Below are 24634 nucleotides of genomic sequence, written 5' to 3'. Positions count from 1 at the left end.
AACGAGGGAGGGGCGGCGTCGGCCGAAAGCGGCCACGCATCCGTACCGCACACGGTGGGTACCTCTCCAGCGGAGGTAGCCGATATGGCCGTGTCGACCCTGCGGGCCGGTGTCGTCCGGCAGACCGCACCCGCGGAACGGCGGGTGGCGGTGGTGCCGACGGCCGTAGCCGGGCTGCGCGGCGCCGGGATCGAGGTGCTGGTGCAGGCCGGCGCGGGGGCGGGCGCCCGCTACAGCGACCAGGACTACACGGACGCGGGGGCGTCCGTTCTTTCCGAAGAGGACCTCTACGAGCAGGCCGACGTCCTCCTCTCGGTCACCGCCCCCGACCCCGCGGCGCTGCGGCTGCTGCGCCCCGGACAGGCCCTCATGGGTCTGCTGCGCCCCCTGTCCAACCCCCGTCTCGCCCGCGACCTCGCCGCCGCCGGGGCCACCGCCATCAGCCTCGACGGGGTGCCGCGCACGCTCAGCCGGGCCCAGACCATGGACGCCCTGAGCTCCCAGGCCAACGTCGCCGGGTACAAGGCCGTGATCGTGGCCGCCGAGGCCTACGACCGCTACCTCCCCCTGCTCATGACCGCCGCCGGGGTGGCACGCCCCGCCCAGGTCCTGGTGCTCGGTGCGGGCGTGGCCGGACTCCAGGCCATCGCCACCGCGCACCGCCTCGGCGCCGTCGTCTCCGGCTACGACGTCCGCCCCGAGGCGCAGGAGGAGATCCGCTCCCTGGGCGCCGACGCCCTGGACTTGCCGACGGTCACCGAAGCGACCGCCAGCGGCGGCTACGCCCGCGCGCTCACCAGTGACGAGCAGCGGGCCCAGCGGGAGGCGCTCGCCGCCGTCATGGGCCGTTTCGACATCGTGATCGCCACCGCCCAGGCCATCGGCGGACCACCGCCCCTGCTCGTCGACGACGACGCGCTGCGGGCCCTGCGCCCCGGCGCCGTGGCCGTGGACCTGGCCTCCGGGCCGCTGGGCGGCAACGTGTACGGCTCCCGGCCCGGCGAGACCACATACACCAAGAACGGCGTCGCCGTCATCGGCGCCGCCGAGCTGGCCGCAACCGTCCCGCGGGCCGCGTCAGAGGCCTACGCCCGCAACATCGGCGCGCTGCTTACCCACATGACCCGGGAGGGCCGGTTGCGCATCGACCTCGACGACGAGATCCAGGCCGGGGTCGTCATCACCCACGAGGGCAGCGTCGTGCACCCGGCCGCCGCCAAGGCCGTCGCCGCGCTGGCACCCGAGTCGGACGAGCCGGTCGACCAGGACATCGCGGCCGAGACGACCCTCGACGGAGGCAGGTATGGTCCCCGGAGCGCTTGACGACCTCACCGTCTTCCTGCTCAGCCTGCTGGTCGGCTTCGAGGTGATCAGCAGGGTCCCGGCGACGCTGCACACCCCGCTGATGTCGGCCGCTAACGCCATCCACGGCGTGGTCCTCGTCGGCGCCATGCTCATCGCCGTCACCGCCGACACCCCGGCCGGATACGCGCTGGCCCTGGTGGCCACCGCGTTCGCCGCCATGAACGCCGTCGGCGGCTACGTGGTCACCGACCGGATGCTGCAGATGTTCCGCGCCCCGGGCCGCGCCGACGCCCCCGACCGGACCGGGACGGACACGGGCGGGGGAGGAGACCAATGAGCGCCTTGGACATCGCCGTCCGCCTCGTCTACCTGGCCGCGGCGACCTGCTTCGTCGTGGGACTGCACCTGATGAACTCGCCGGCCACGGCCCGGCGCGGCAACATCTTCTCCGCCGCGGGCATGTGGGCGGCGGTCGTGGCGACCCTCGCGATCATCCTCGCCTCCGGCACCGTCACGCCCGTGGGCTGGACGGTGATCGCCCTCGGCACACTCATCGGGACCGGTGCCGGGCTGTACACGGCACGCAGCGTCGCCATGACGGCCATGCCGCAGCTGGTCAGCCTCTTCAACGCGGTGGGCGGCGGCGCCGCCGCCCTCATCGGCATCCACGACTACCTGCGCTTCGGTGGACCAGCGGGGGAACTCACCGGGGCGGCGACCACCGCCGTCACCCTCGACGTCGTCATCGGCACCGTGGCCTTCTCCGGATCCCTCGTCGCCTCCGCCAAGCTGCAGGGGTGGGTGGCGGGCCGCCCCCTGCTCCTGCCTCTGCGCGGCGCCGTCAACGCGCTGGTGGCGGCCGTCATCGTGGTCGCGGCGGGATTTCTTCTCGGCGGTCCCGGCGGCACGCTCGCGCTTGCGGTGATGGTGGTCGCCGCCCTCGTGCTGGGCGTGCTCGTGGTACTGGCCATCGGCGGAGCCGACATGCCGGTGGTCGTCTCCCTGCTCAACGCCTGCACCGGGGTGGCCGTCGCGATGGCCGGGTTCGTCATCGGCAACGCCATGCTCATCATCGCCGGTGCCCTCGTCGGCGCCTCCGGCGGCATCCTCACCAAGCTGATGGCCGACGCCATGAACCGGCCGATCCGCGCCATCCTCGTCGGCGGCTATGGCACCGGAGACACCGCGGCCGGGCTCCCCGCCGGCGCGGGCGAGGGCGTGCGCACCATCGACGCCGACGACGCCGCGATCCGCCTCGCCTATGCCGGGCGCGTCATTATCGTCCCGGGCTACGGGCTCGCCGCCGCCCAGGCCCAGCACGAGCTGCACGAACTCGCCGAGCTGCTGGAGGAGCGCGGGGTCCGCATCGACTACGCGATCCACCCGGTAGCGGGACGGATGCCCGGTCACATGAACGTGCTCCTCGCCGAGGCAAAGGTGCCCTACGCCCAGATGCGGGAGATGGACGAGATCAACCCCGAGTTCAACCGCGCCGACGTCGCTCTGGTCGTGGGCGCCAACGACGTGACCAACCCGGCCGCGCGTCGGCCGGGGACGCCGATCTCGGGCATGCCGATCTTGGACGTCGACCGGGCTGAGACCGTCATCGTGGTGAAGCGGTCACTCGGGCACGGCTACGCGGGAATCGACAACGAGCTCTACACCGATCCCCGGACACGGATGTACCTCGCCGATGCCAAAACTGCGCTCAGCGCGCTGGGGACGGCGGTCAAGACGCTGGTGGGCTGAGCGTCGCCGCGCTGCTCGGCGGCGACGGTGTGGGGGCCGCCCCCCACCGGGGGAGCGGGCGGCCGCACCCCCGTCACCTTCGCGGGCATCTCAGCTGGTGGTGGATGATCAGGTCAACGTAGACGTCGCCCAGCTCGGGCAGGGAGAGCCCGCCTTCGGGGTCGTACCAGTTGAGGATGGACTCCAGAGTCTCCAGCACCGTTCCGGCCGCGACTCCGGGACCGGCGACACAGAACTGGCGCTCGTCGACGCCGTCGGCGATGATCTCGCGGACGTGCTCGCGGTAGAGGCGCAATTGCTCGGAGATTTCCCGGTAGCGCACCGGGTGGATGGCCCGGAGGATGGGCAGCAGAGTGCGGCGCAGTTCCTCCTCGGTGCGGTGTTTCCAGCAGTGGTCGATATGTCGGCGGATCAGTCGGGAAAGGCGTGTTACGGGGGTGTCGGAAGCGGAGCAATCAGCAATTTGGCAGGTCACCAATTCCCGTGTGGAACGCAGGGCGACGGCGTACATGAGATCCAGCCGGGTGGGGAAGGACCGGCGGAAATCGCTGATGTCGGTTCCGGTTCGCTCGATGATCTCCCGGGTGAGTGAGGCCATGCCGAGGCCGTGCGGACCGTGGCGGGCGAAGAGGGTCGTCGCTGCGTCCAGGGTGTGATCGGCCAGGCGTGTGTCATGTGGTGAGAGGTCGGCCGTCATGATCATCTCTGGGCTGCGCCGGCCGGTGGGCGAGGCGCGGTCGAGGGGTGTGGCTGATTCGGTTACGAATCGAATTCGAGGATAGCGCCGCTCTCACGCCGATTCACTCCAGAACATGAAATCGGGGCTCGGAAATCGCGGGTCCGCCGCCCTGTGTTCCGGAAGTGAGAGATGTTCTGCGTCCGACCGTCACCCCGTTGACGCCATTCGCGCCGCGAGAGTGCTGATCATGGCCCGAGGACGGGGCGGAGGAGGCGACAGTGAACTCCTGCGAGGCACCCTGACCGTTCGCGTCGGCCGTGAGTTTCGCGAGTTCGGTCATGTGCTCGGTGATGATCGCGTCGACGCCCATGCCGATGAGCCGGGCCATTTCCGGAAAGTCGTTTACCATCCACGCGGCCACGCCGTATCCGTGCCGGTGCACCTCGGTCACCAGGTCGCGGGTGAGCAGCCGGTACTGGGTGCTGTAGTAGCGGGGCCGCAGGGTCTGCCACAGCTCCGCCGGAGGAAGCGCGTGCCGGTCCCAGGTCAGCACCAGCCCCGCTGAGGGCCGCCGCGCCCGTACCGCGCGCAGCGCCTCGACCGACCCCGCGTAGAGCACCTGGTCGGCCAGGCCGTGCTCGTGGACCAGGTCGTCGGCGGCCAGCACGGTGTCCACCGAGGTGGCCACCAGCATGAGCTGGGTCGGGCGCGGGTAGGACACCGCCGCCAGCACCTCCATCAGCGTGGGGATGCGCTGCTCGACCTCGACGCCCAGCGACGCGATCTCCGCCAGCGTCATCTCGGTGATGGGCCGTGGCAGCGCCCACAGACGTCCCTGGGCCTCCGCGTGCATCAGGACGACATGCCCGTCGGACGTGCGATCGAGGTCGATCTCGACCATGTGGGCGCCGTGGTCGATGGCCGACCTGATGGCGGGAAGAGTGTTCTCGCGGAATGCCGTGGTGTCACCGCGGTGCGCGATCGCCAGCGTCATCTCCGGACCTCCGTTACCACCGTGGCGGTGGGGGTGGACGACGGTGTCCCCCCGAGGGGACGTGCGACAAGCGTGCCAAAGTCAGTGCCCCGATGTAGGGAAGACCGGCGAAAACCACCCGGTGAAAGGTCGGCCGCGGCATCGATGCGAGCCGCGTCACCCGGGGCAGCGCCCCGCCACGCCGTCGGGACCTGGGAAACTGCTGGTGTAGGAAGTGCGTCGGTCACACTCGTGAACACGCACCACGAACCGATACCGAAGGCGAACGATGATCCCCGACCAGCGTCGCGAGCACATCCTCAAGCTCCTGCAGGAACGCCACGTTCTGAGTATCAACGAGCTCACGTCGATGCTGTCCGTCTCGCACATGACGGTGCGGCGGGACATCCAGGCGCTGGAGAACGACGGCAAGGTGCTGTCGGTCACCGGTGGCGTGCGCCTGGCCGCCCGCCTCAAGAGCGAGCCGTCCTACCTGGCCAAGGCGCAGCTGGAGGTACCGGCCAAGCGCGCCATCACCCGGGCGGCGGCGGAGCTGGTCCGGGACAACTTCACGATCTACCTGGACGCCGGCACCACCACGCTGCAGATGGTGCCGATGCTCACCGACAAGGTGGGGCTGACCGTTGTCACCAACGATTTCAACGTCGTCGGGCACCTGATGGAGTATCCGAACATCGAGCTGATCCACACCGGCGGTGTGGTCTCCCACGCCGACCACTCCTCGGTGGGGCAGTTCACCGCCGACTTCCTGAGCAAGGTCAACGTGGACATCGCGTTCGTCGCGAGCAGCTCGTGGGATGTGGAGCGCGGATCCACGACCCCCTCGGAGTCCAAGGTGGTGGCCAAGCAGCAGCTGCTGCGGATCGCGTCGAAGAGCGTGCTGACCGTCGACAGCACGAAGTATGGCAAGTTCGGCACATTCCGGGTCGCCCGCCTGGAGGAGTTCGACCTCATCGTCACCGACGACCGGCTGCCGCAGTCAGCGGTCGACGAGATGCGCGCCCGGGACGTGGAACTGAAGTTGGTGGCGCCGGAGTAGTCGGTCCTCCGGCGCGGATGTGCCGTGTTCGCGGGGTGGGCGGGGCCGGTCCGATCAGTCCTCGCCGGTGTCCAACTCGGCCGGGCAGTACAGTTCGAGCTGGATGCCGTCGGGGTCGGAGAAGCTGAGCATCGACCCGTGGTCGGAGTGCACGACCGGGGAGTGGTCGATGTCGAGCTCCGTGAGACGCTCCTCCCAGCCCTCCAACTCGCCCAGACAGCTCACCTGGAAGGAGATGTGGTCCACCCCGGCGTGCCGGTAGTCGAACCTGGCCTTGAAGTGGTCCGCGTGCTGGGTGAACCCCAGGACCACGCCGCTCGGGTGGCGGCACTCAGTGTGCAGCCACCGCTTTCCATCGCGCGTCTTGTGCTCCTTGAAACCCAGGACGGAGCGGTAGAAGGCGATGCTGGCGTCGCGGTCGCGCACGGAGAGCGTGAGGTGCGCGAGGCCGGTCACACTAGGCACAGAATCCTCTCTTCGGCGGTCCTGCATCCGAAGTTTGCGGGGAGGGAACAGCGTAAGCACAATTGCCGAGCTTACGCCTCGATTCCGGGTGGGCAGGCAGCTGTTAACGCGTGTTTAACGCGGTCGGAACGGATCGCTGTCCCGACATGGATGTGTGTACCCGCCCAGACCCTTGAAAAGCCCCGTCTACCAGGGCAATCGCGGGGGAGCCGGAGCCCGGGGCGTGTCGCGCGCAACAGTCCGGGCGGCCTGCTTATGAGGACTGTCACGCTCGGTGAGGGGCGCGGCGCGCGGCCTTCACATCGGCTCACGGCCCCCGAGCCGTCACACACCTGCCGGCTGTACGCGCCGATCGGCCTCCGCGTACCAGCGGGAGCGCACGATCCCGGTCGCGACCAGGGCGGCGGTGAAGGCGGCGCCGGTGGCGATCAGAAACGCGCCGTGGAATCCGAACTGCTCGGCGGCGTGGCCCGCGACCACGGATCCCAGGGCCTGGCCGAGGATCAGGCTGCTCACGATGAGCGTCATCGCCTGTCCGAGCCGGGCGGACGGCGCGGCGCGCTCGGCCAGCCCGAAGATCGTGACGACGTGTGGGCCGATGGCGCACCCCATCAGGAACATCGCGGCGGCGAGTGCGACCGGCCCGGGCGCGAGGAACAGCGGGAGCGACAGCAGGCCCAAACCCGTGGCGGCGACGCGTAGCCGGGTGGTCAGCGCCACCCACGCGGGCACCGACGCCATCAGCAGCCCGGCGGTCGCGCTGCTCACGCCCATGACGGCGTACATCAGGCCGGACAGGTCGGCGTGGCCCATGCCCTGGGTGTAGGCGGTGACTCCGGTAGCGGCGCCGCCGAAGAACAGCCCCTGGCAGAACATGGGGAGGATGAGTACGAGCAGGCCCGGCCGCATCAGTCCGTCCTCGCCGGGGGAGACGGGGGCGCCGGGAAGCGCGGTCGGGTGGACGGCGAACACCGAGCCGAACACGCCGATGAGGACGGCCGCGCCCAGGACGCTGACGGCGGGGTCTGCGAGCACCGCCAGCAGGCCGACGACCGCCGGCCCGATAACGAACCCCGTCTCGTCCAGGACGCCCTCGACCGAGAGGGCGGCGGCGATGGACCGCTCGCGGTCGTGGTCGCGGCGCTTGGCCAGGGCGATCCACCGGGATCGGGCCAGTGGGCCGATCTGCGGCATGCTCAGCCCGGCCAGGGCCGCCAGCGCGGCGAGCAGCCACACGGGCGCGCCGGCGAAGACGGCCGCGACCAGGACGACGAAGAGGGCGGCGTCGAGGAGGGAGGTGAGCAGCACCACCGGGCGCTGCCCGTGCCGGTCGGCGAAGCGGGAGATGATCGGCCCGCCGACGGCCTCACCGAGGGCGAGCGCCCCGGAGACCACGCCGCCCGCAGCCACGCTGTCGACCTGGGTGGTGACGAGGGTGAGCGTGCCGATGAGCGACATCGACACGGGGAGTCGGGCGAGGAACGAGGCGAGCAGGAGGGGGGCTCCGGCGATCGTGTGCATGCGTCGCAGCGTTGCCAGGGGGGACATGGAACTCCAGTTCTCTTCAGTCTTCCGGGCGCTGACGGGCGCGGCGGCACGGCGCGGTCGGCGCGTGTCGCACTCACCGGACGCTCGGGGCCGCGAGTGGCTCAGCGGGAGACGTCCAATGGGCGCGGGGACTATGAGGAGAAGGATCCGATAAAGGTCCCATCATCAGCTCAATGCTCAGAACACGATACTAGTGGCGCCGGATTCCCCCGCGATATTGGATGTTCCTCACAGTCCCTGCGGTGTCGTTTGGAGGGACGAGGCGCGGTCGCGTTGTGCACGCCCTGGTCGAGTCCTCTGTTTAACCCTGCTCAACGCAACATGCCACGAAAATTAACTGGTGCTTCAATAGTGATGCTGGTAGAAGTGTCGATCATGAGCGAGACGATCACCCTCCACATCGCGACCGTCTTCCTTGGCGACGGCGACACCGGCGGCAACGAGCTCGGCGTCTTCCTCGACCGCCCCGGCCTGCCCGCCGAAACCCGCCAGGCGATCGCGGCCGACCTCGGCTACGCCGAGACCGTCTTCCTGGAAGACCCCGCCACCGGTCGCCTGCACATCCACACCCCCGCCGTCGAACTGCCGCTGGCCGGACACCCTCTGGTCGGGACGTCGTGGCTGCTGCGCCGCGACGGCCGCGGGCTCGACACCCTCAACCCCCCGGCCGGACCCGTCGCCACCTGGACGGAGGGCGATCTGACCTGGATCCGCGCCGATCCCGACGGCGCACCGGTCTTCGACACCCGCCAGCTCGACTCCGCCGCCGACGTCGACGCGCTGGAGACCGGCGAACCCGGCACCGACCTGCACGTGTGGGCGTGGGAGGACGAGGCCGCCGGGCGCGTGCGGGTGCGGGTCTTCCCCGGCAGGATGGGCATCGTCGAGGACGAGGCGACGGGGGCGGCCGCGCTGCGCCTCGGCCAGCGGCTCAAGCGCCCGCTCATCATCCGGCAGGGCGTGGGCTCCCGCATCGACGTGCGCCCCGGCCCCGATGGCACGGTTGAGGTCGGCGGCCGCGTCGCCCTGCTGGGGCGGCGCGAATACACGCTGCCGTAGACGGCGTGTGGCCGCTCGCAGCGTCACGGCCTTCCGGGCGGCGGTGGCGCCGCAGCCTGCCGGTCGTTCTAGCCTTTCAAGCAGACGGGCGGAACAACGGGAGGACCACCGGGACATGTCGGCGACGCGGTTGCTGGTTCTAGGCGTGGTGCGGGCGTTTGGCCGGGCGCACGGGTATCAGGTGCGCCGGGAGCTGATCTCGTGGGGTGCGGAGCACTGGGCCAACATCAAACCCGGATCCATCTACCACGCGCTGCGCCAGCTCGTGAAGGCGAAGATGGTGACCGCGGCCGGTGTGGAGGACAGCGGGGAGGGGCCCGATCGGTTCCTCTACGAGATCACCGAGGACGGTGAGACCGAGTTCCGTCGGCTGCTGGGCAAGGCGCTTTCCGACGCGGACGCCAAGCCCGAGTTCTTCGGTGCCGGCATCACGTTCATGACGTGCCTGCCCCGCCGTACGGTCATCACCTACCTGCAGCACCGCCTGTCCCGACTGGAGGGCACCAACGAGCTGCTGCGCAGACTGCGCGCGAACGACGTCGCCGAGGACCAGAAGCCGGAGCACGTCTGGGAGCTGTTCGAGTGGTGGGTGGTCGAGGCGCAGGCCTCGACCGACTTCACCCGCGGCATGATCGAACGTCTGGAGCAGGGCGCCTACACGATGGCGGACGACGGGGGCGGGGCGGCCCCGTTCGGGGCGCCGCCCGCTGTACCTCCCGCCGTAGGGTGACGGGGCGCCGTTGGCGGCGATCTAATCAAGTTTGACTACCTACTCTCCCGTGTGCATTCTTGGCTAGGTAATCAAACTTGACTACCGGAGCCGAGATGATCCACACCCGAGCACTCACCCGGACCTTCCGAACCAAAGGAACCACCGTCGAGGCCGTCCGCGGCCTCGACATCGACGTCGAGGCGGGGGAGCTCCTGGCGTTCCTCGGGCCCAATGGCGCGGGCAAGAGCACGAGCCTGCGGATGCTCACGACCCTGCTGCTGCCCACGTCCGGCAGCGCGACCGTGGCGGGGTGCGACATCGTGTCCGACCCGCGGGGCGTCCGGCGCCGTATCGGCTACGTCGGCCAGGGGCGCAGCGCCGGTGTCGGCCAGCGGGTCCGCGACGAGCTCGTCACCCAGGGTCGCTGCTACGGGATGTCGCACGCCGAGGCGCGCACCCGTGCCGACGAGCTGCTGGAGGTGCTGGAGCTCGACGGAACTGCTGACCGGGAGGTCGAGAAGCTGTCCGGCGGCCAGCAGCGCCGCCTCGACATCGCGATGGGCCTCATCCACCGCCCGGCCCTGCTCTTTCTGGACGAGCCCTCGACCGGACTCGACCCGCACAGCCGCGCCAACCTGTGGGAGCACATCGCCCGGCTGCGCGCCGAGAACGGTATGACGATCGTGCTGACGACGCACTACCTGGACGAGGCCGACGCCATCGCCGACCGCGTCGTGGTCGTCGACCACGGCACCGTCATCGCCGACGGCACGTCCGACGAGCTCAAGGGCAAAGTGTCGGGGGACCAGGTCACCTTCACCACCGAAGCCGCCGAGAGCGCCCGCCGCGCCGCCGCGGCGGTCGAGCGCGTCCCCTCCGCGCACGCCATCGACACCGACGGCACCACCGTGCGGATGCGCGTCGAGCGCGGTGACGCCGTCCTGCCCGAACTCCTGCGGGTCCTCGGGGCGGCCGGGGTCGAGCCGCTGACCGTCCAGGTGCAGCGGCCGACACTGGACGACGTGTTCCTCACCCTCACCGGCCGCAGCCTGCGGGATGGCGACCAGGAAGGCGAGAAGTGAGCGCCACCTCCACCGCCACCTCCACCGTGACCCCCGCCGCCGAGACCCGCCCCGACAGGACAGGAATCATGCACGTCCTCCGCGACACCTGGATCATCTGCCTCCGCCAGCTGCGGCCCAGCCTGCGCAACCCCATCGCGATGTTCGTGTTCGGGATGCTGCAGCCGGTCCTCTACCTGGTGCTGTTCGGCCCGCTGCTCACCGCGATCCCCGGCGCCGTGGGTGACGACCCCTGGGGCTGGTTCGTCCCCGGCATCCTGGCCATGCTCGGCCTGTTCGGCACTGCGTTCGCCGGGTTCGGGCTACTTCCCGAGCTGCGCAACGGCTCGCACGAGCGGCTTCTCGCCACGCCCACGAGTCGGGTCGCGCTGCTTCTCGGCCGGGTGATGCGGGACGTCGTCGTGCTGCTGATCCAGGCGGTCGTCCTCCTCGTGGGTGTCACCGCCTTCGGATTTCGGGCATCGGTCCTCGGCGTCCTGGTCGGGCTGCTGCTCCTGGCTGTCCTGGGGGTGGGGCTGGGCACCTTCTCCTACCTGTTGGCCATGGTGCTCAAGGTGGAGCACATGTTCGCCGCGCTGCTGCAGACCGTCATCATGCCGCTGATCCTCACCTCGGGCCTGCTGCTGCCCATGGACCAGGGGCCGAGGTGGCTGTACATCGTCTCCCGGTTCAACCCGGTGACCCACGTCGTCGAGGCCGAGCGCGCACTGTTCGCCGGGCACTTCACCGACCCGTCCATCGCGATCGGGTCCCTGGTGGCCGTCGTCGTGGCCGTGCTCGCGCTGGCTCTCGGCGTCGGCTCGATGCGTCGGATCAACGCCTGACCGCGCAGGGTCCCGCCTGCCCCGTCGGCGCCGTCGACGGGGCAGGATCAATCCGGGCGGGCGACGGCGCGCCACGGCACGGGGCTGGACAGCACCATCGTGCTCGACGGTCGGCCGTGCTCGGCGAGGCGGTCGATGACCTCCTCGAAGTGGGCCATCGAGGTCACCCCGATGAACAGGACGCAGCAGGCGTCGCCGGTGACCCGGTGCAGCTGCAGGATCTCCGGGAGGGCCAGCGCCGCCTCGTCGCGCAGGAGGCACAGCGGTCCGAAGCACTCCATCCGCACCAGCGCGGTTACCGGCAGTCCGACCGCCGCGGGGTCGACGTGCGCGTGGTAGCCGGTGATCACACCGGAGTCCTGGAGGCGGCGCACGCGTTCGGCCACGGCCGGAGCCGACAGGTTCACCCGGCGGGACAGCTCGTTGAACGAGAGCCGCCCATCGGTCTGGAGCTCGGCGAGGATACGCCAGTCGACGCTCTCCATATCCGTTCCGATCATCAAGTAGGACGGAGAAATCCCTAACGATTGTTAAGCCGAACCTGCCAAATGGCAAGTACTGGCCCTTCTCTCTCTGCGCCTGTCTGCAGCATCCTGAGGTACAGGTCACATTGGAGAAGTGATCGCCGGGCGGCGCGGTCGGGCGGCCCGCCAGTCACGCCCTGGCGCACGGACGCGGCGACGCGGGACGGCGTGAGCGCACCGGTCGGTGGTCCGCGAGGATGAGGTGGCAAATCATGGTCGAGACCGCGGCACCGGCAGCCGAGCGGGAGCGCGCCGCCCGTGCGGCCCGCAACCGGGGCAGGCCCACCACCACCGTCGAGCAGGCGTGCGAGTACGTCCGCTATGGCGGGGTCGACACCCTGCACGACCTGCAGCGGCCCCGCACCGACGAACCGGCCGAAGTCTCCTTCATCATCACCACCCAGGTGATGGAGCTGCTGTTCACGCTGATCCGGCAGCGGTGGGAGCAGGCCCGTGACGCGCTGGACGCCGACGACGTTCCGGCGGCCCTTGCGGCGCTCAAGCGCGGCGCCGAGGCCCAGGACGTGCTGGCCAACTCCTGGGACCTGCTGGCATCGCTCACCCCCACCGAGTTCAATCGATTCCGCGACGCCCTCGGCGAGGCCTCCGGATTCCACTCCTTTGCCCACCGCCACCTGGAGTTCCTGCTCGGGAACAAGTCCGAGCGGATGATCGAGCCCTACTCCGCCCTGCCTCGGGTGCGCGCCGAGTTGGAGCACGCCCTGGCCGAGCCGAGCCTCTATGACGCCGCCCTGCGGCTGCTGCACCGGCGCGGCCTGCCGGTTCCCGACGAGCGGGTCGAGCGTGACTGGTCCGAGCGCTACACGCCGCATCCCGGTGTGGAACGCGCCTGGGCGGCGGTCTACGCCGACGACCGCCCCGGCAACGAGCTGCTCGCCCTGGCCGAGGCCCTGCTGGATACGGCCGAGCGCGTCACCCGGTGGCGGCACCGCCACCTGATGGCGGTGAAGCGGTCCATGGGCGCCAAACCGGGTACAGGAGGTTCCAGCGGCCTGGAGTGGCTGGCTGAGAGCGCGAACAAGGACGTGTTCCCCGAACTGTGGTCGCTGCGCACCGCCATGTGAGCCGGAGCGCAGCGCCCCTCTGAGTGACGAGCAGGACAGCGGCGGGCGCAGGGCCGGCCACAACCTTGAAAGAGCGAAGATGACGGAGATCACGCGCGAGGACTGCGCGAAGCTGGACGCAGCCGACCCCCTGGCCCCCTTCCGCGACGAGTTCGTCCTCCCCGACGGCGTCGTCTACCTCGACGGGAACTCGCTGGGCGCGCTGCCCAAGGCCACCCCGGGACGCGTGGCCGATGTCATCGAGCGGGAGTGGGGCCGCGACCTCGTCCGGAGCTGGAACACCGCCGGGTGGTGGGATAAGCCGCGCTCTCTGGGCGCCAAGCTCGCCCCGCTGGTGGGGGCGGCGTCGCACGAGGTGGTCGTCGGCGACGGCACCTCCGCCAACCTGTTCAAGGCCCTGATCGCGGCGCTGCGGCTCGTCCCCGACCGTCGCGTGGTGGTGGGGGAAACCGGAAACTTCCCCACCGATCTCTACATCACCCAGGGCGCCGTGGAGCTGATGGGCGCCACCGAGCGCCGGGTCGACCCCGACGGGCCGCGACTGGCCGAGGCACTCGCCACGGGCGACGTCGCCGCGGTCCTGCTCAGCCACGTCGACTACCGAACGGGCGCGCTGCGCGACATGGCCGGGATCACGCGGATGGTGCGGGAGAGCGGTGCCCTGATGATCTGGGACCTGTGCCACAGCGTGGGCGCGGTCCCCATCGAGCTCTCCGCGTGCGGCGCGGACTTCGCCGCGGGCTGCACCTACAAGTACCTCAATGCCGGTCCTGGCGCCCCCGCCTTCAGCTACGTGGCCGAACGCCACCACGCCACCGCCCGCCAACCGCTCAGCGGCTGGCACGGACATGCCCGTCCCTTTGACTTCACCGGCGACTACGTCCCGGTCGAGAGTGCCAGCCGCTTCCTCAGCGGCTCCCAGCCGCTGGTCGCCGACGCCGCGCTGGAAGCGAGCCTGGACCTGTTCGCCCGGGTCGACATGCGGCGGGTCCGGGAGAAGAGCGTGGCGATGACGGAGATGTTCATCGATCTGACCGCGCCGGCCGGTCTGGCCCTGGTGTCCCCGCGCGACGCGGAGCGGCGCGGCAGCCAGGTGGCGCTGTCCCACGCCGACCCTGAGGCCGGGTATCCGATCGTGCAGGCGCTGATCGCCCGAGGTGTCGTCGGCGACTTCCGCGCGCCCGACGTGCTGCGCTTCGGTTTCACCCCGCTCTACCTGCGTTACGTGGACGTCTTCGACGCCGCGATGGCGCTTGTGGATGTGGTGCGGACCGGGGAGTGGCGGGACCCCCGCTTCGCCGAACGGGCACAGGTCACGTGAATCTTGAACACTTACTTACCAGTAGGTCAAGAGTTGACCACGCGATTCTCGTGAGATGAGGGACACTCGTCCGTGTGACGAGCGTCCCTTTTTTGGTCTTTTGCGGTGCTGGATCGCCCGCGAATACGGGCGTTTTACCCTTCGTCTGACCCGTGTGGATCATGCCTGATCTGCGGTTTTACCTTTGAACCGCGTGCATTTTACCTTTTCGTTGGTTAGAGTCCTCCGTGATCGGTTCGTGATTCCGATGTGCGGTGCGGATGTGCGCCGATGGGATCACGCCGATGCCGAGCCCCGGGCCTCATGACGCCCCGGGTGATACGAGACCCCTGTTCTCCCACGGGCCTGGCCGCGCTGCTGAGCGCCTGCCCCTCGACTCGCGGTCCCCATCCGCGAGGACGGCCCCCTACGTCTGGCGATCCAGTCAGGCGGCCCCACCACAAGCACTCACGCAGCTGATTCCCGTGTTCCCACACCCGTGGGCGGAATCGGTCTCCGTCGTGCCCTCTGGTCTCTCTCGGCCCCTGTCTCCGACCTGGGTATCTATCGATGAGTTCTAATCCTGTGCAGTACGGCAAGGTCAAAGCGTCCTATTTTTGGGACGACGGATCTGGGATCAACGGCGACACGGGCGCCCCCGCATCGGGCAAACCGATGCAGAAAGGCCTGGCCGCCAGCCCCAGCTGGCCGCTCGGCACCAAGGGCTACGTTGTCTACAACGGCAAGAAAGCCGAGTTCTTCATCGGTGACCGCGGTCCCGGTGCCCCCGCCGAGGGCTGCAACGTCCTCCTCGACCTCGACGGCAAGACCTTCGCCGAGCTGACCGGCGAGTCCTGGAACACCAACAGCCTGACCGTCTCGGGCGGTAACGGCCACATCGACGTCGAGTACTACATCACCTCCTGGGGCGACGGTCACGGCACCGCTGGCCCGCCCAAGCCCATGAGCGGCTCGGAGACCTGCAACAGCGCTGTCTCTCCGATCCCCGCGTCCGCGAAGAAGGACGACGAGGCGGAGAAGAAGAAGCGCGAGGCCGAGAAAAAGAAGAAGGCCGAAGCGCAGAAGAAGCGCGAGGCCGAAAAGAAGAAGGCCGAGGCCGAGAAGAAGAAGGCCGAAGAGAAGCAGCAGGCCGAGCTCGCGAAGCGGAAGGCCGAGAAGGTCGACCAGCAGTCCACCAACGACGAGCAGGCGCACACCGCCTTCGAGACCGGCACGGCCGCCAACGACCTCTCCGGGGCGACCCTGGCCGGCAACGACCTGCCGATGGCCGCCGGCGTCCTTACCCTGGCACTGCTCCCGGCCCTCGCGGTGGCCTTCCTCGCCAAGCGCAACCGCCCGCTGGGCCTGCACGCCGCTGCCAAGGACGACGAGAACGCCGAGAACGGCACGGCTTTCAGCTGGGACTCCCTGCGCAACATGAACTGGCAGTCCCTGCGGTCCGTCGACGTCAAGAGCCTGCGGACCACCGACGGCTGGCGCAACCTCGTCTCCGAGCTGCGCCGGAAGTGATTCACCTCCGGACACGGTGACAGCAAGGGACACCCCGCCCTAGCCCCGCGGGGTCCGCGCTTCTTCCTCACCTGACCGGACCACCGGCAGGGTCTGACCGCACGCTCCGTCAGACATCGCCCAACAGCAGTGCCGGCCGCTCCACGCAGTCGGCCACGAAGCGCAGGAAGCCTCCGGCCTCCTCGCCATCGCACACACGGTGGTCGAACGCCAAGGTCAGCTCGGTTACCGGGCGGGCCACCACCTCATCGCCCACCACCCACGGACGCTTCACGATGCGTCCCATCCCGACGATCGCCACCTCCGGGTGGTTGATGATCGCCGCCGAGCCGTCCACCCCGAACACGCCGTAGTTGTTCACCGTGAACGTGCCGCCCGTCAGCCGGGACGGCGGAAGCGACCCGGCCCGCGCCGCCGACGTGGTCGCCGACAGCTCGGCCGCCAGCTCCCGCGTCGTCATCCGATCCGCATCGCGGACCACCGGCACCATCAGCCCGCGCGGCGTCTGCGCCGCGAACCCGAGATGGACATGGCCGAATCGCACCAGCTCGGAGCGTTCGGTGTCCACTCGACCGTTGAGCGCCGGATAACGCCGCAACCCCAGCAGGCAGAATCTGGCCAACAGCGCCAGCACGCTCACCGGCCGCTGCGGGTCGGCCCCGTTCAGCGTCGCGCGCAGCTCCAGCAGACCGGTGGCGTCGGCATCCACCCACACGGTCGCCTCGGGGATCTCCCGACGTGACCGCGAGAGCCGTTCCGCCATCGTTGCCCGTGCGCCGCTCAGCGGGATCCGCTCGGCCTCCTCCGGTGCCTCTGCGGGCAGCGCCCGCAGAGGCACCGCGGCTCTTCCGGCCGCGGACGCCGACTCCGCCGCGCCGGTCGGCGCGCTCGCGGCGGCGGATTGGCGTTCCGCGATGGCCGCGAGGACGTCGCGACGCAGCACCAGACCGCCCTCGCCGCTGCCCGCCAGCGACGCGACGTCGATGCCGTGCTCGCGTGCGATGCGCCGCACCAGCGGCGAGACCACCGGAGTGCGGTGCCGCGTTCCGGGCGGCGGGGACGGGGCCGCGGACGCCGTTGTCCGCGTCCCGTCCGCCGAGAGGGCACGCCGCCGACCACCGCTCTGCCGCGCGACCCCCTCTCCTGTGCCGTAGCCCACCAGGACCGCGCCGGATCCCTGCACCGCCGCGGTGGCGCCATTGCCACCGCCGCCGGACTCCGCGGACCCGCGGGCTTCGGGCACGACGACACCGGGCTCGCCGAAACCGGCGCCTGCTCCCGATGCCGCGGTATCAATGCTGATGAGCGGCGCGCCGACAGCGATCACCTCGCCGGGGCCGCCGTGCAGCGCGGTCACCCGGCCGCTGAACGGGCAGGGGACCTCCACGCTCGCCTTGGCCGTCTCGACCTCCACGACCGGCTGGTCGACGGTGACCTCGTCGCCGACCTCCACCCGCCAGTCGACGATCTCCGCCTCGGTCAGGCCTTCACCGAGGTCGGGCAGGACGAAGTCGCGCACGGACTCCGCGGAAGACGAACGCCCCGTCACGCCCCCACCCCCGTCTGGTGCAGCGGTGAGCGGCCCCCGCTACCGCCCGGCACCCATTCGGACTCCCACTGCAGCCGGTCGACCGCGTCGAGGATCCGGTCGGCGTTGGGCAGGTGGTAGGACTCCAGCTTGGGCGGTGGGTAGGGGATGTCCAGCCCGCCGACGCGCAGCACCGGCGCCTCCAGGTAGTGGAAGCACTGCTCGGTGACGCGCGCGGCGACCTCGGCGCCGTAGCCGCCGAAGGTGGACGCCTCGTGCACCACGACCGCGCGGCCGGTCCGGCGCACTGATTCGGCCACGGTCTCCTCGTCGAACGGGGCGAGGCTGCGCAGGTCGATCACCTCGATGTCGCGGCCCTCGCGCTGCCCGGTGTCGGCCGCCTCTAGCGCCGTGGCAACCATCGGCCCGTAGGCGATCAGCGTCACGTCGCCGCCGGGGCGCCGCACCACCGCCCGGTCCATGGGCTCGGTGCGCACCGGAAGCTCGACGTCGGCCGTGGCCCAGTAGCGCCGCTTGGGCTCCAGGAACACGACGGGGTCGGGGCACTCGATCGCCTCGCGCAGCATCGAGTAGCCGTCGGCGGGGGTCGCCGGTGTCACCACGCGCAACCCGGGGGTGTGCGTGAAGTAGGCTTCCGAGGAGTCGGCGTGGTGCTCCACGGCGCCGATCCCGCCCCCGTAGGGGATGCGGATGACCAGGGGCAGCTCCACCCGCCCCCGGGTCCGGTTGCGCATCTTGGCCACGTGCGAGACGACCTGCTCGAACGCGGGCAGGGCGAACGCGTCGAACTGCATCTCCACCACCGGGCGCTGCCCGTACATGGCCATGCCGATAGCGGTGCCGACGATGCCGGCCTCGGCCAGCGGCGAATCGAAGCAGCGGTCCTCGCCGAACGCTGCGGTCAGTCCGTCGGTGACCCGGAAGACCCCGCCGAGGGCGCCCACGTCCTCTCCGTAGACGAGCACGTCGGGGTCGGCGGCCAAGGCGTCGTGCAGGGCGCGGTTGAGCGCGCGCCCCATGCTGATCTCTGCCATCGGCTCAGCCCTTCCGCGTCTCGTCGAGCAGCTCCTGGCGCTGCCGCCGCAGCATCGCCGGTGCGGCGGAGTACACGTGGGAGAAGAGCTCCTCGGGGGTGAGCCGGTCCGGTCCGGAGAGCCGCTCGCGCACATCGGCGGCCACACGCTCGGCCTCGGCGCCCATGCGCTCCGCCTCGGCATCGTCGAGCAGCCCCTCGCCGCGCAGCAGGGCCTCCAGGCGGGTGATCGGGTCGCGCGCCTTCCAGTACTCCACCTCGGTGTCGTCCCGGTAGCGCTGCGGGTCGTCGGAGTTGGTGTGCGGGTCCAGGCGGTAGGTCTGCGCCTCGACGATCGCGGGGCCGCCGCCGGCCCGGGCCTCGGCGAGGGCGTGGCTGACGACGGCGTGGACGGCCGCCGCGTCATTGCCGTCGACGTTATAGCCGCGCATCCCGTACCCGATGGCCTTGTGCGCCAGCGTCGGGGCGACGGACTGCTTGTGCACCGGGACACTGATCGCCCACCGGTTGTTCTGGATCAGGAAGACGACCGGGGTGTTCCACACCGCCGCGAAGTTGTACGCCTCGTGGGCGTCGCCCTCGCTGGTGGCGCCGTCGCCCATGAGCACCAGCGCCGCCGCGTCCTCGCCCTTGCGCCGCGCGGCGTACGTCAGGCCGACCGCGTGGGAGGCGTTGGTGGCCAGCGGGGTGCACTGCGGGGCGCAGCGGTGTCGCTCGGGGTCATAGCCGCTGTGCCAGTCGCCGCGCAGCAGCGTGAGGACCTCGATGGGGTCGACGCCGCGGGTGACCAGTGACACGCAGTCGCGATAGGTGGGGAAGAGCCAGTCGTCGTCCGCCAGCGCCAGCACGCCGCCCACCTGGCACGCCTCCTGGCCATGCGAGGAGGGGTAGACCGCGAGGCGGCCCTGCCGGGCCAGCGCGCTGGCCTGACGGTCGAAGCGCCGCCCAATGAGCATCGCCCGTAACAGCGCCAGCAAGGTGCCGGGTTCGGGAGTGGGGTATTCGGCCTCGCCGACGCGGTGGCCCTGCGGGTCCACAAGGCGAATCGGCTCCCGGGATGGGAGTGGAGGAGCCGAGCCGGCCAACTCATCGGTGCGCTTCATGTCTTGAATATGAAGTGAATCACCCCATATTGTCCATATCCGGCGGGCGACCGTGGACAGATTGCCGTTCGCTGCCGCTGTCGCTGCAGATCGTCCTACTCGATCTCCGCTCGCGCGGTGTGAGGTGAGACACATGGCCGTGGATCTGGACCCGGTGGACCGGCACATCATCGAGCTGCTCAAGGCGGACGGCCGAATGTCCATCCGCGCTGTCGCCCAGCAGGTCCACATCTCCCGGGCGAACGCCTACGCGCGGCTCGACCGGCTCCGCGACCAGGGGGTGATCCGCGGGTTCACCGCCGTCATCGACCCGGAGAAGTACGGGGCCGGCCTCGCCGCCTACGTGTCGGTGCGGATCGAACAGCACTCCTGGGAGAGGTTCCGCGACTACCTCTGCGACATCCCCGAGGTCGACCACGCCGCACTGGTCTCCGGCGACGTCGACCTGCTCCTCCTCGTCCGCGTGGCTGACGCCGCCGCCCTGCGGACCTTCGTCCTGGAGCGCTTGCAGCGGCTCCCGGAGGTGCGCAACACCCAGACGATGTTCATATTGGACGAGCCACATATCAATCGACACCCGTGACTGTGGCCCGTGGCTATCGCGTGGCTCCGCGGCTTTTCGCGGTCGCGAATACCGAGGTGATCACGGCAATGACGGACCCCTTTCACGATGACCCCTTGCCGTGTCGAGGGCGGCATTGTCGATCGGACGCGGAATTTGACGAACTGCGGGCCGGGGTCCAAACTGAAACGGCAGTACCTCGTTCGGTGAGGCTCCTGCGCGAACACAGGCCACTGGTCCGCCGGTGTCGAGAGACACCGCCGGGCTAGGACAGGCCTCCCCGGCTTAAGGGGTGGCCCGAAGTGGCTTCCGGGCACCTGGATCACGTCGCGCAGTGCCAAAGCTCTGACGTGGAGGTCTTCTTCCTCCCTCGCTCTTGTCGAGGGGTGCGACCGCAGGGCGTTGCCCGCGGCCCTCACGTCACGGGCGGCGTTCACCGATCGCGGTGGTGCCGCCGCGGCTGACCGGTCCGCGGCGCAGGGGCGCACCGGCCGGTCCGGGCGCGACTGGGGGAGGTGATGGCAGATGAGTCCGGGTCGAAGTCCGCTCTCGGCGACCCTGCGGAATGCCGTCCCCCGAATGCGCGCATTCGTGACGCGGTGATTATCCGCGGGTTTCGCGTCCGCTTCCCGTAGTACCACGCCGTCCATTGACGGACCCGTCCGTTCCCACGCCGAACGGCTATTTCCGCGTGCCTGCGCATTCTTACCGCACCTCTGAGGAGACGCCATGACCCTCGTTCGCACGTCCCTGCGCACCGTTCTCAACGAGCCCCGCCCCGACGCGCTGGAGCGCTGGTTCGGTGACGTCACCGACCCCCACGAGCGCGGCGAGGAGCTGGCCCGGCTGGACCAGGACCGCGCCGCGCGGCTGGCCTACCTCATCGGTCCGCCCGCCACCGCCCGGCTGGTCGAGTCGGTGGACCGGCACACCGCCGCCGACTTCCTCGGGCAGCTCCCGCTGCCCACCCTGATCGAGACCATCGGCCGCATCCGGCCCGACCGCGCCGCCGCGATCCTGCGCGAGATGCCCTCCCCGCTGGTCGTCGAGGTCCTGGCGCGCCTGGACCGGGAGCGCTCGGCCCCCCTGCGGACGGTGCTCGCCCACCCGCCGACGAGCGCCGGGGCGCACATGACGCCCGTATTCATCGCCCTGCCCGCCGACACCCCCGCGGGGGAGGCCATCGAGCGGGTGCGGGAGAGCGCCGCCGACGGCGCGGTGGCATTCACGCTGTATGTCACCGGCGACCACGGAGAACTGCGCGGCGTGGTCCCGTTCCGCGAGCTCGTGCTCGCCCCGTCCGACAGGCCGCTCGGCGAGCTGATGCGGACCCGCGTCATCGACGTCACCGCCGACGCCGACCGCGAGGAGGCGGCGCGGCTGCTCAACGCGCACGACCTCGCGGCCATCCCGGTGGTGGCCGACGGCCGGATCGTCGGTGTCATCACCGCCGACGGCGTCGCCGACATCGTCGAGGAGGAGGCCACCGAGGACGCCGAGCGTCAGGGCGGCTCCTCCCCGCTGGACGTGCCCTACCTGCACGCTTCTCCGTGGAAGCTGTGGAAGAAGCGGATCCTGTGGCTGCTGGTGCTCTTCGCAGCCGAGGCCTACACCGGCACCGTCCTGCGGCACTTCGAGGAGGAGCTGGAGGCGGCCATCGCGCTCGCCTTCTTCGTCCCGCTGCTGATCGGGACCGGCGGCAACACCGGAACCCAGATCACCACCACCCTCATCCGGGCGATGGCCACCGGCGAGGTGGCCCTGCGCGACATGGGCCGGGTGATCCGCAAGGAGATGGGCACCGGCATGCTGATCGCGGTGGGGATGGCCGGGGCCGCGATGATCCGCGCCTGGATGCTGGGGGTGGGGCCGCAGGTCACCCTGGTCGTGGTGCTGACGGTCGCGGCGATCGTCCTGTGGTCGGCCCTGGTCTCCTCGATCCTGCCGCTGGTGCTGCGCCGACTCGGCATAGACCCGGCGGTCGTCTCCGCCCCGTTCATCGCGACCCTGGTCGACGGAACCGGCCTGATCATCTACTTCGAGATCGCCAAGGTGGTCCTGTGGTGACGCGTGGCGTGGCGGGCCGGTTGCCGCCCGGCAACCGGCCCGCCACGTGGGCACCGTGTGCGCAGCCGGTCAGGCGCTGACGCCCCCGTCCACTGCCAGGTCGGCACCGACGGTGTAGGCCGACTCTGGGGCGGCAAGATGCAGCACCGCGGCGGCGATCTCCTCCACGGCCCCGACACGGCCGACGGGGCTCGTCTCCTTGAGGCGGTCAGCGCGGTCGGTGCCGGACTCCCCCGGTAGCAAGGACATGGGTGTCGCCACCGGCCCCGGGCTCACGGTGTTGATCCTGACCCCCTCGCCCATGTGGTCCAGCGCGGCCGTCCTCGTCAGGGCCGTGACCGCCGCCTTGGTGGCCGCGTACCCGGCGACGCCGGCATGGCGCACGTGCCAGCCGAGCGTGGAGGAGATGTTGACGATGGAGCCTCCACCATTGGCCCGCATGTGCGCGACCTCGTGCTTCATCGAGAGCAGCACGCCGGTGACATTGATGTCGAGCATTGAGCGCCACTGCTGCTCGTCGATGTCGGCGAGCGGGCCCCGGGTGGTCAGTACTCCGGCGTTGTTGACGGCGACGTCGAGCGATCCGTAGGTCGCCACGGTCGTGGAGATGAGGGAGGCCACGGAGGCGGAATCGGTGACGTCCGCGGTCACGGCCGTCGCGGTCCCGCCGCCCTGGCCGATCAGCCGGGCCGTTTCCTCGATCGGGGCGCGGGTGCGCCCGGCCACGACGACGGACGCGCCTTCGCGGGCGAAGGCCAGCGCAATACCGCGGCCGATGCCGCGCCCGCTGCCGGTAACGAGAACGGTTTTTCCGGTGAATCGTGCGGTCATGAGCGAGAACTCCTGTCGATATCGGTGGGTCGTCTTCGGTCGGGGTCGGTTAGCGGTTCGCCGGGCACGAGTGCGACGAAATTTTAGATCGATCGTTCTTGAATTTGGCCATGCGTCGCCCAGGGAAGGGCGGTGCGAGGGGATAGCCGAATAGCGGCGGGACGCCGGGGCGCTTGTCCGCGGGTCGGGTGCGGGTCAGTCCAGCAGTGCCAGCGCCTGTTCGGCCGCGGCCCGTACACGCCCCGGGTCGGTGGAGGTCTTGCCCGCGACGCGGATGCCCTGCAGGAGTACGACCAGGCAGCGGGCGAGCCCGCGGGCGTCGCGGTCCTCGGAAAGCTCGCCCTGGGCCTGCGCTCGACTCAGCGCACCGGCGATGGCGGTCTCCTGGATCAGCCACGCCGCCTCGACCCGCTGGGCGGCCTGGGCGTCGTGCGGGGCGAGTTCGACTGCGGTGTTGGTGATGAGACAGCCGCGGCGGGCGCCCTCGCCCGCTGCCTCCTCGGCGAACCTGAGGATCAGGTCCCGCACAGCAGGCAGTGCGGGTCCGGGTTGGGAGAGCCGCTGGATGAGGTCGGGGTCGGCCAGCTCCCCGTAGCGGTCGAGCGCCTTGAGGTAGAGCTCGCGCTTGCCGCCGAACGTCGCGTAGATGCTCGCCCGGGCGACTCCGAGGTGCTCGACGAGGTCGGCCATGGACGTCGCCTCGTACCCGCGCTCCCAGAACATCTCGATGGCAGCGTGCAGCGCCGCGTCCGGGTCGAACTCCTTGGTTCGTGCCATGTCGGCGACGCTACACCTATCGGGAACGATCAGTCAAAAATAAGGGGTGAGGAGATCGTCTCGCGCACCGACGTGATGACGCTGGGCGCCCACATCATGGAGATGTGCTCCAGGCAGCGGGTGCGGTGGTTGGCCGCGCCGTCGAGGGCGGTGCTGCTGATCGGCGAGATGATCAGGTCGCAGGGGGAGCGGAAGGTCACGTAGTTCACGCCGTGCGGCGTCGGGTCGTCGGCGTTGAGATCGCTCAGGAACCCCGAGCCGCGCTTCATCTCCCGGCAGGAGGTGAACAGGGAGAAGCAGGCCCCGGCGACCGCGGTTCCGTTGTTCGGCCCTCCGATGGAGACCCAGTCGTCGACACGGTCGGCTCCGCCGAGGAACCTGATGTACCAGCGCGAGGGCAGCCCGCCCATGGAATGGGTCACCAGGTCGACTCTGTCCGCGCCGGTCGTGGCGAGCACCTCGTCGACGAACCCCGCGAGGCGTTCGGCGCTGGTCTCGTTCGAGCGCAGCGAGTTGTAGGTGAAGACGTGCAGCTGGTCCTCGGTATAGCCGTTGGCCAAAAAGTCCCGCCGCATGGCCCACCACTGGCTCCCCTTCCCGGCGAATCCGTGAACGAAGACGACGGGGGTGGTCTCGGGGGCCCGGCTCTGGGCCTGGGCGGGAGCGCCGGTGGCGAACACCAGGGCGGCCGCGGCGATGCCGCACAGGCAGGTGAGAAGACGACGCATCTGTACTCCCGGGGGTGGGGGATTTGTCAGAAGTGTCGGCTATGTACGGTGTTCGGTGCATCGGCGAAATCACCGGTCCGATTTACACG

24 protein-coding genes and 1 riboswitch are annotated in these 24634 nt (G+C 70.2%); of the genes, 13 read left to right on the top strand and 11 right to left on the bottom strand.

Features of this window, described 5'->3' with window-relative positions; translation table 11 throughout:
- The first annotated feature begins 84 nt into the window (after positions 1-84).
- Genes ABD259_RS08360 through ABD259_RS08350 form a run of 3 tightly spaced genes read left to right on the top strand, consistent with a single transcriptional unit; the run spans position 85 to position 3054 of the window.
- Complete coding sequence (locus tag ABD259_RS08360) at positions 85-1323, top strand: NAD(P) transhydrogenase subunit alpha (protein WP_344105667.1); 1239 nt, start codon at positions 85-87, stop codon at positions 1321-1323.
- Positions 1304-1642 carry an NAD(P) transhydrogenase subunit alpha part 2 gene (locus ABD259_RS08355; RefSeq protein WP_344105665.1) on the top strand — a complete coding sequence of 113 codons (339 nt, stop codon included), beginning with the start codon at positions 1304-1306 and terminating at the stop codon, positions 1640-1642. The genes ABD259_RS08360 and ABD259_RS08355 overlap by 20 nt, the downstream gene beginning before the upstream one ends.
- Positions 1639-3054, top strand: a complete 1416-nt coding sequence (locus tag ABD259_RS08350; RefSeq protein ID WP_344105663.1) for an NAD(P)(+) transhydrogenase (Re/Si-specific) subunit beta — start codon at positions 1639-1641, stop codon at positions 3052-3054. Before ABD259_RS08355 ends, ABD259_RS08350 begins: the two co-directional genes overlap by 4 nt.
- A gap of 73 nt (positions 3055-3127) precedes the next feature.
- Here the strand turns inward: ABD259_RS08350 and ABD259_RS08345 are convergent, their stop codons facing one another.
- Entirely contained in the window at positions 3128-3751 is a 624-nt protein-coding gene (locus ABD259_RS08345; RefSeq protein ID WP_344105661.1) for a TetR/AcrR family transcriptional regulator, read from the bottom strand.
- A gap of 103 nt (positions 3752-3854) precedes the next feature.
- Positions 3855-4727 carry a glycerophosphodiester phosphodiesterase gene (locus ABD259_RS08340; RefSeq protein WP_344105659.1) on the bottom strand — a complete coding sequence of 291 codons (873 nt, stop codon included), beginning with the start codon at positions 4725-4727 and terminating at the stop codon, positions 3855-3857.
- Positions 4728-4995: 268 nt separating this feature from the next.
- On the opposite strand from ABD259_RS08340, the gene ABD259_RS08335 reads away from it, so the two are divergent.
- On the top strand, positions 4996-5766 hold the full coding sequence (locus ABD259_RS08335; protein WP_344105657.1) for a DeoR/GlpR family DNA-binding transcription regulator: 771 nt from the start codon (positions 4996-4998) through the stop codon (positions 5764-5766).
- Positions 5767-5820: 54 nt separating this feature from the next.
- On the opposite strand, the gene ABD259_RS08330 is transcribed toward ABD259_RS08335, so the two are convergent.
- Both ABD259_RS08330 and ABD259_RS08325 read right to left on the bottom strand, forming a co-directional pair.
- Positions 5821-6231 (bottom strand): VOC family protein, encoded by a 411-nt coding sequence (locus ABD259_RS08330; RefSeq protein ID WP_344105655.1) that lies wholly within the window; start codon positions 6229-6231, stop codon positions 5821-5823.
- Between the two features lie 324 nt (positions 6232-6555).
- Complete coding sequence (locus ABD259_RS08325; protein WP_344105653.1) at positions 6556-7779, bottom strand: MFS transporter; 1224 nt, start codon at positions 7777-7779, stop codon at positions 6556-6558.
- Between the two features lie 375 nt (positions 7780-8154).
- Between ABD259_RS08325 and ABD259_RS08320 the strand changes: the two genes are divergently transcribed.
- The 4 genes from ABD259_RS08320 to ABD259_RS08305 all read left to right on the top strand — a co-directional run bounded on the left by ABD259_RS08320 (position 8155) and on the right by ABD259_RS08305 (position 11456).
- Positions 8155-8838 carry a PhzF family phenazine biosynthesis protein gene (locus tag ABD259_RS08320; protein WP_344105651.1) on the top strand — a complete coding sequence of 228 codons (684 nt, stop codon included), beginning with the start codon at positions 8155-8157 and terminating at the stop codon, positions 8836-8838.
- A 115-nt stretch (positions 8839-8953) separates the two neighbouring features.
- Entirely contained in the window at positions 8954-9568 is a 615-nt protein-coding gene (locus ABD259_RS08315) for a PadR family transcriptional regulator (RefSeq protein ID WP_344105649.1), read from the top strand.
- 95 nt (positions 9569-9663) lie between these two features.
- Positions 9664-10632, top strand: a complete 969-nt coding sequence (locus ABD259_RS08310) for an ATP-binding cassette domain-containing protein (protein ID WP_344105687.1) — start codon at positions 9664-9666, stop codon at positions 10630-10632.
- Positions 10629-11456 (top strand): ABC transporter permease, encoded by an 828-nt coding sequence (locus tag ABD259_RS08305; RefSeq protein ID WP_344105647.1) that lies wholly within the window; start codon positions 10629-10631, stop codon positions 11454-11456. The genes ABD259_RS08310 and ABD259_RS08305 overlap by 4 nt, the downstream gene beginning before the upstream one ends.
- Before the next feature lie 47 nt (positions 11457-11503).
- On the opposite strand, the gene ABD259_RS08300 is transcribed toward ABD259_RS08305, so the two are convergent.
- Positions 11504-11941: an Lrp/AsnC family transcriptional regulator gene (locus ABD259_RS08300; RefSeq protein ID WP_344105685.1), complete on the bottom strand. Its 438-nt coding sequence runs from the start codon at positions 11939-11941 to the stop codon at positions 11504-11506.
- A 251-nt stretch (positions 11942-12192) separates the two neighbouring features.
- Here ABD259_RS08300 and ABD259_RS08295 point away from each other — a divergent pair, with 251 nt between their 5' ends.
- The 3 genes from ABD259_RS08295 (at position 12193) to ABD259_RS08285 (ending at position 15895) form a co-directional block, all read left to right on the top strand.
- Complete coding sequence (locus ABD259_RS08295) at positions 12193-13065, top strand: tryptophan 2,3-dioxygenase (RefSeq protein ID WP_344105645.1); 873 nt, start codon at positions 12193-12195, stop codon at positions 13063-13065.
- A 79-nt stretch (positions 13066-13144) separates the two neighbouring features.
- On the top strand, positions 13145-14386 hold the full coding sequence (gene kynU, locus ABD259_RS08290; RefSeq protein WP_344105643.1) for a kynureninase: 1242 nt from the start codon (positions 13145-13147) through the stop codon (positions 14384-14386).
- 549 nt (positions 14387-14935) lie between these two features.
- A complete protein-coding gene (locus ABD259_RS08285; protein WP_344105641.1) occupies positions 14936-15895 on the top strand; it encodes a hypothetical protein in 960 nt (319 codons plus the stop codon).
- Positions 15896-16004: 109 nt separating this feature from the next.
- On the opposite strand, the gene ABD259_RS08280 is transcribed toward ABD259_RS08285, so the two are convergent.
- The 3 genes from ABD259_RS08280 to ABD259_RS08270 are packed head-to-tail and all read right to left on the bottom strand — an operon-like array spanning position 16005 to position 19580.
- Positions 16005-17444 carry a dihydrolipoamide acetyltransferase family protein gene (locus tag ABD259_RS08280; protein WP_344161319.1) on the bottom strand — a complete coding sequence of 480 codons (1440 nt, stop codon included), beginning with the start codon at positions 17442-17444 and terminating at the stop codon, positions 16005-16007.
- The gene (locus tag ABD259_RS08275) at positions 17441-18478 is read right to left on the bottom strand and encodes an alpha-ketoacid dehydrogenase subunit beta (RefSeq protein ID WP_344105637.1); all 1038 of its coding nucleotides are present in this window, start codon (positions 18476-18478) and stop codon (positions 17441-17443) included. Before ABD259_RS08275 ends, ABD259_RS08280 begins: the two co-directional genes overlap by 4 nt.
- 4 nt (positions 18479-18482) lie before the next feature.
- A complete protein-coding gene (locus ABD259_RS08270; RefSeq protein ID WP_344105635.1) occupies positions 18483-19580 on the bottom strand; it encodes a thiamine pyrophosphate-dependent dehydrogenase E1 component subunit alpha in 1098 nt (365 codons plus the stop codon).
- Positions 19581-19713: 133 nt separating this feature from the next.
- On the opposite strand from ABD259_RS08270, the gene ABD259_RS08265 reads away from it, so the two are divergent.
- The gene (locus ABD259_RS08265; protein WP_344105633.1) at positions 19714-20163 is read left to right on the top strand and encodes an Lrp/AsnC family transcriptional regulator; all 450 of its coding nucleotides are present in this window, start codon (positions 19714-19716) and stop codon (positions 20161-20163) included.
- Positions 20164-20333: 170 nt separating this feature from the next.
- Positions 20334-20505: riboswitch (M-box (ykoK) riboswitch) on the top strand.
- A 366-nt stretch (positions 20506-20871) separates the two neighbouring features.
- A complete protein-coding gene (gene mgtE, locus ABD259_RS08260; RefSeq protein WP_344105631.1) occupies positions 20872-22209 on the top strand; it encodes a magnesium transporter in 1338 nt (445 codons plus the stop codon).
- A gap of 69 nt (positions 22210-22278) precedes the next feature.
- Here the strand turns inward: mgtE and ABD259_RS08255 are convergent, their stop codons facing one another.
- The 3 genes from ABD259_RS08255 to ABD259_RS08245 form a co-directional block, all read right to left on the bottom strand.
- A complete protein-coding gene (locus tag ABD259_RS08255) occupies positions 22279-23040 on the bottom strand; it encodes an SDR family NAD(P)-dependent oxidoreductase (protein ID WP_344105629.1) in 762 nt (253 codons plus the stop codon).
- 195 nt (positions 23041-23235) lie between these two features.
- Complete coding sequence (locus tag ABD259_RS08250; RefSeq protein ID WP_344105627.1) at positions 23236-23817, bottom strand: TetR/AcrR family transcriptional regulator; 582 nt, start codon at positions 23815-23817, stop codon at positions 23236-23238.
- Between the two features lie 29 nt (positions 23818-23846).
- Entirely contained in the window at positions 23847-24545 is a 699-nt protein-coding gene (locus ABD259_RS08245) for an esterase/lipase family protein (RefSeq protein WP_344105625.1), read from the bottom strand.
- Positions 24546-24634: the final 89 nt, after the last annotated feature.

Origin of the sequence: Nocardiopsis rhodophaea, from assembly GCF_039530945.1 — a bacterium.
Taxonomy (GTDB): domain Bacteria; phylum Actinomycetota; class Actinomycetes; order Streptosporangiales; family Streptosporangiaceae; genus Nocardiopsis_C; species Nocardiopsis_C rhodophaea.
Note: the sequence above shows the minus strand (reverse complement) of the source record. Positions and strands in the feature narration are given on the sequence as shown.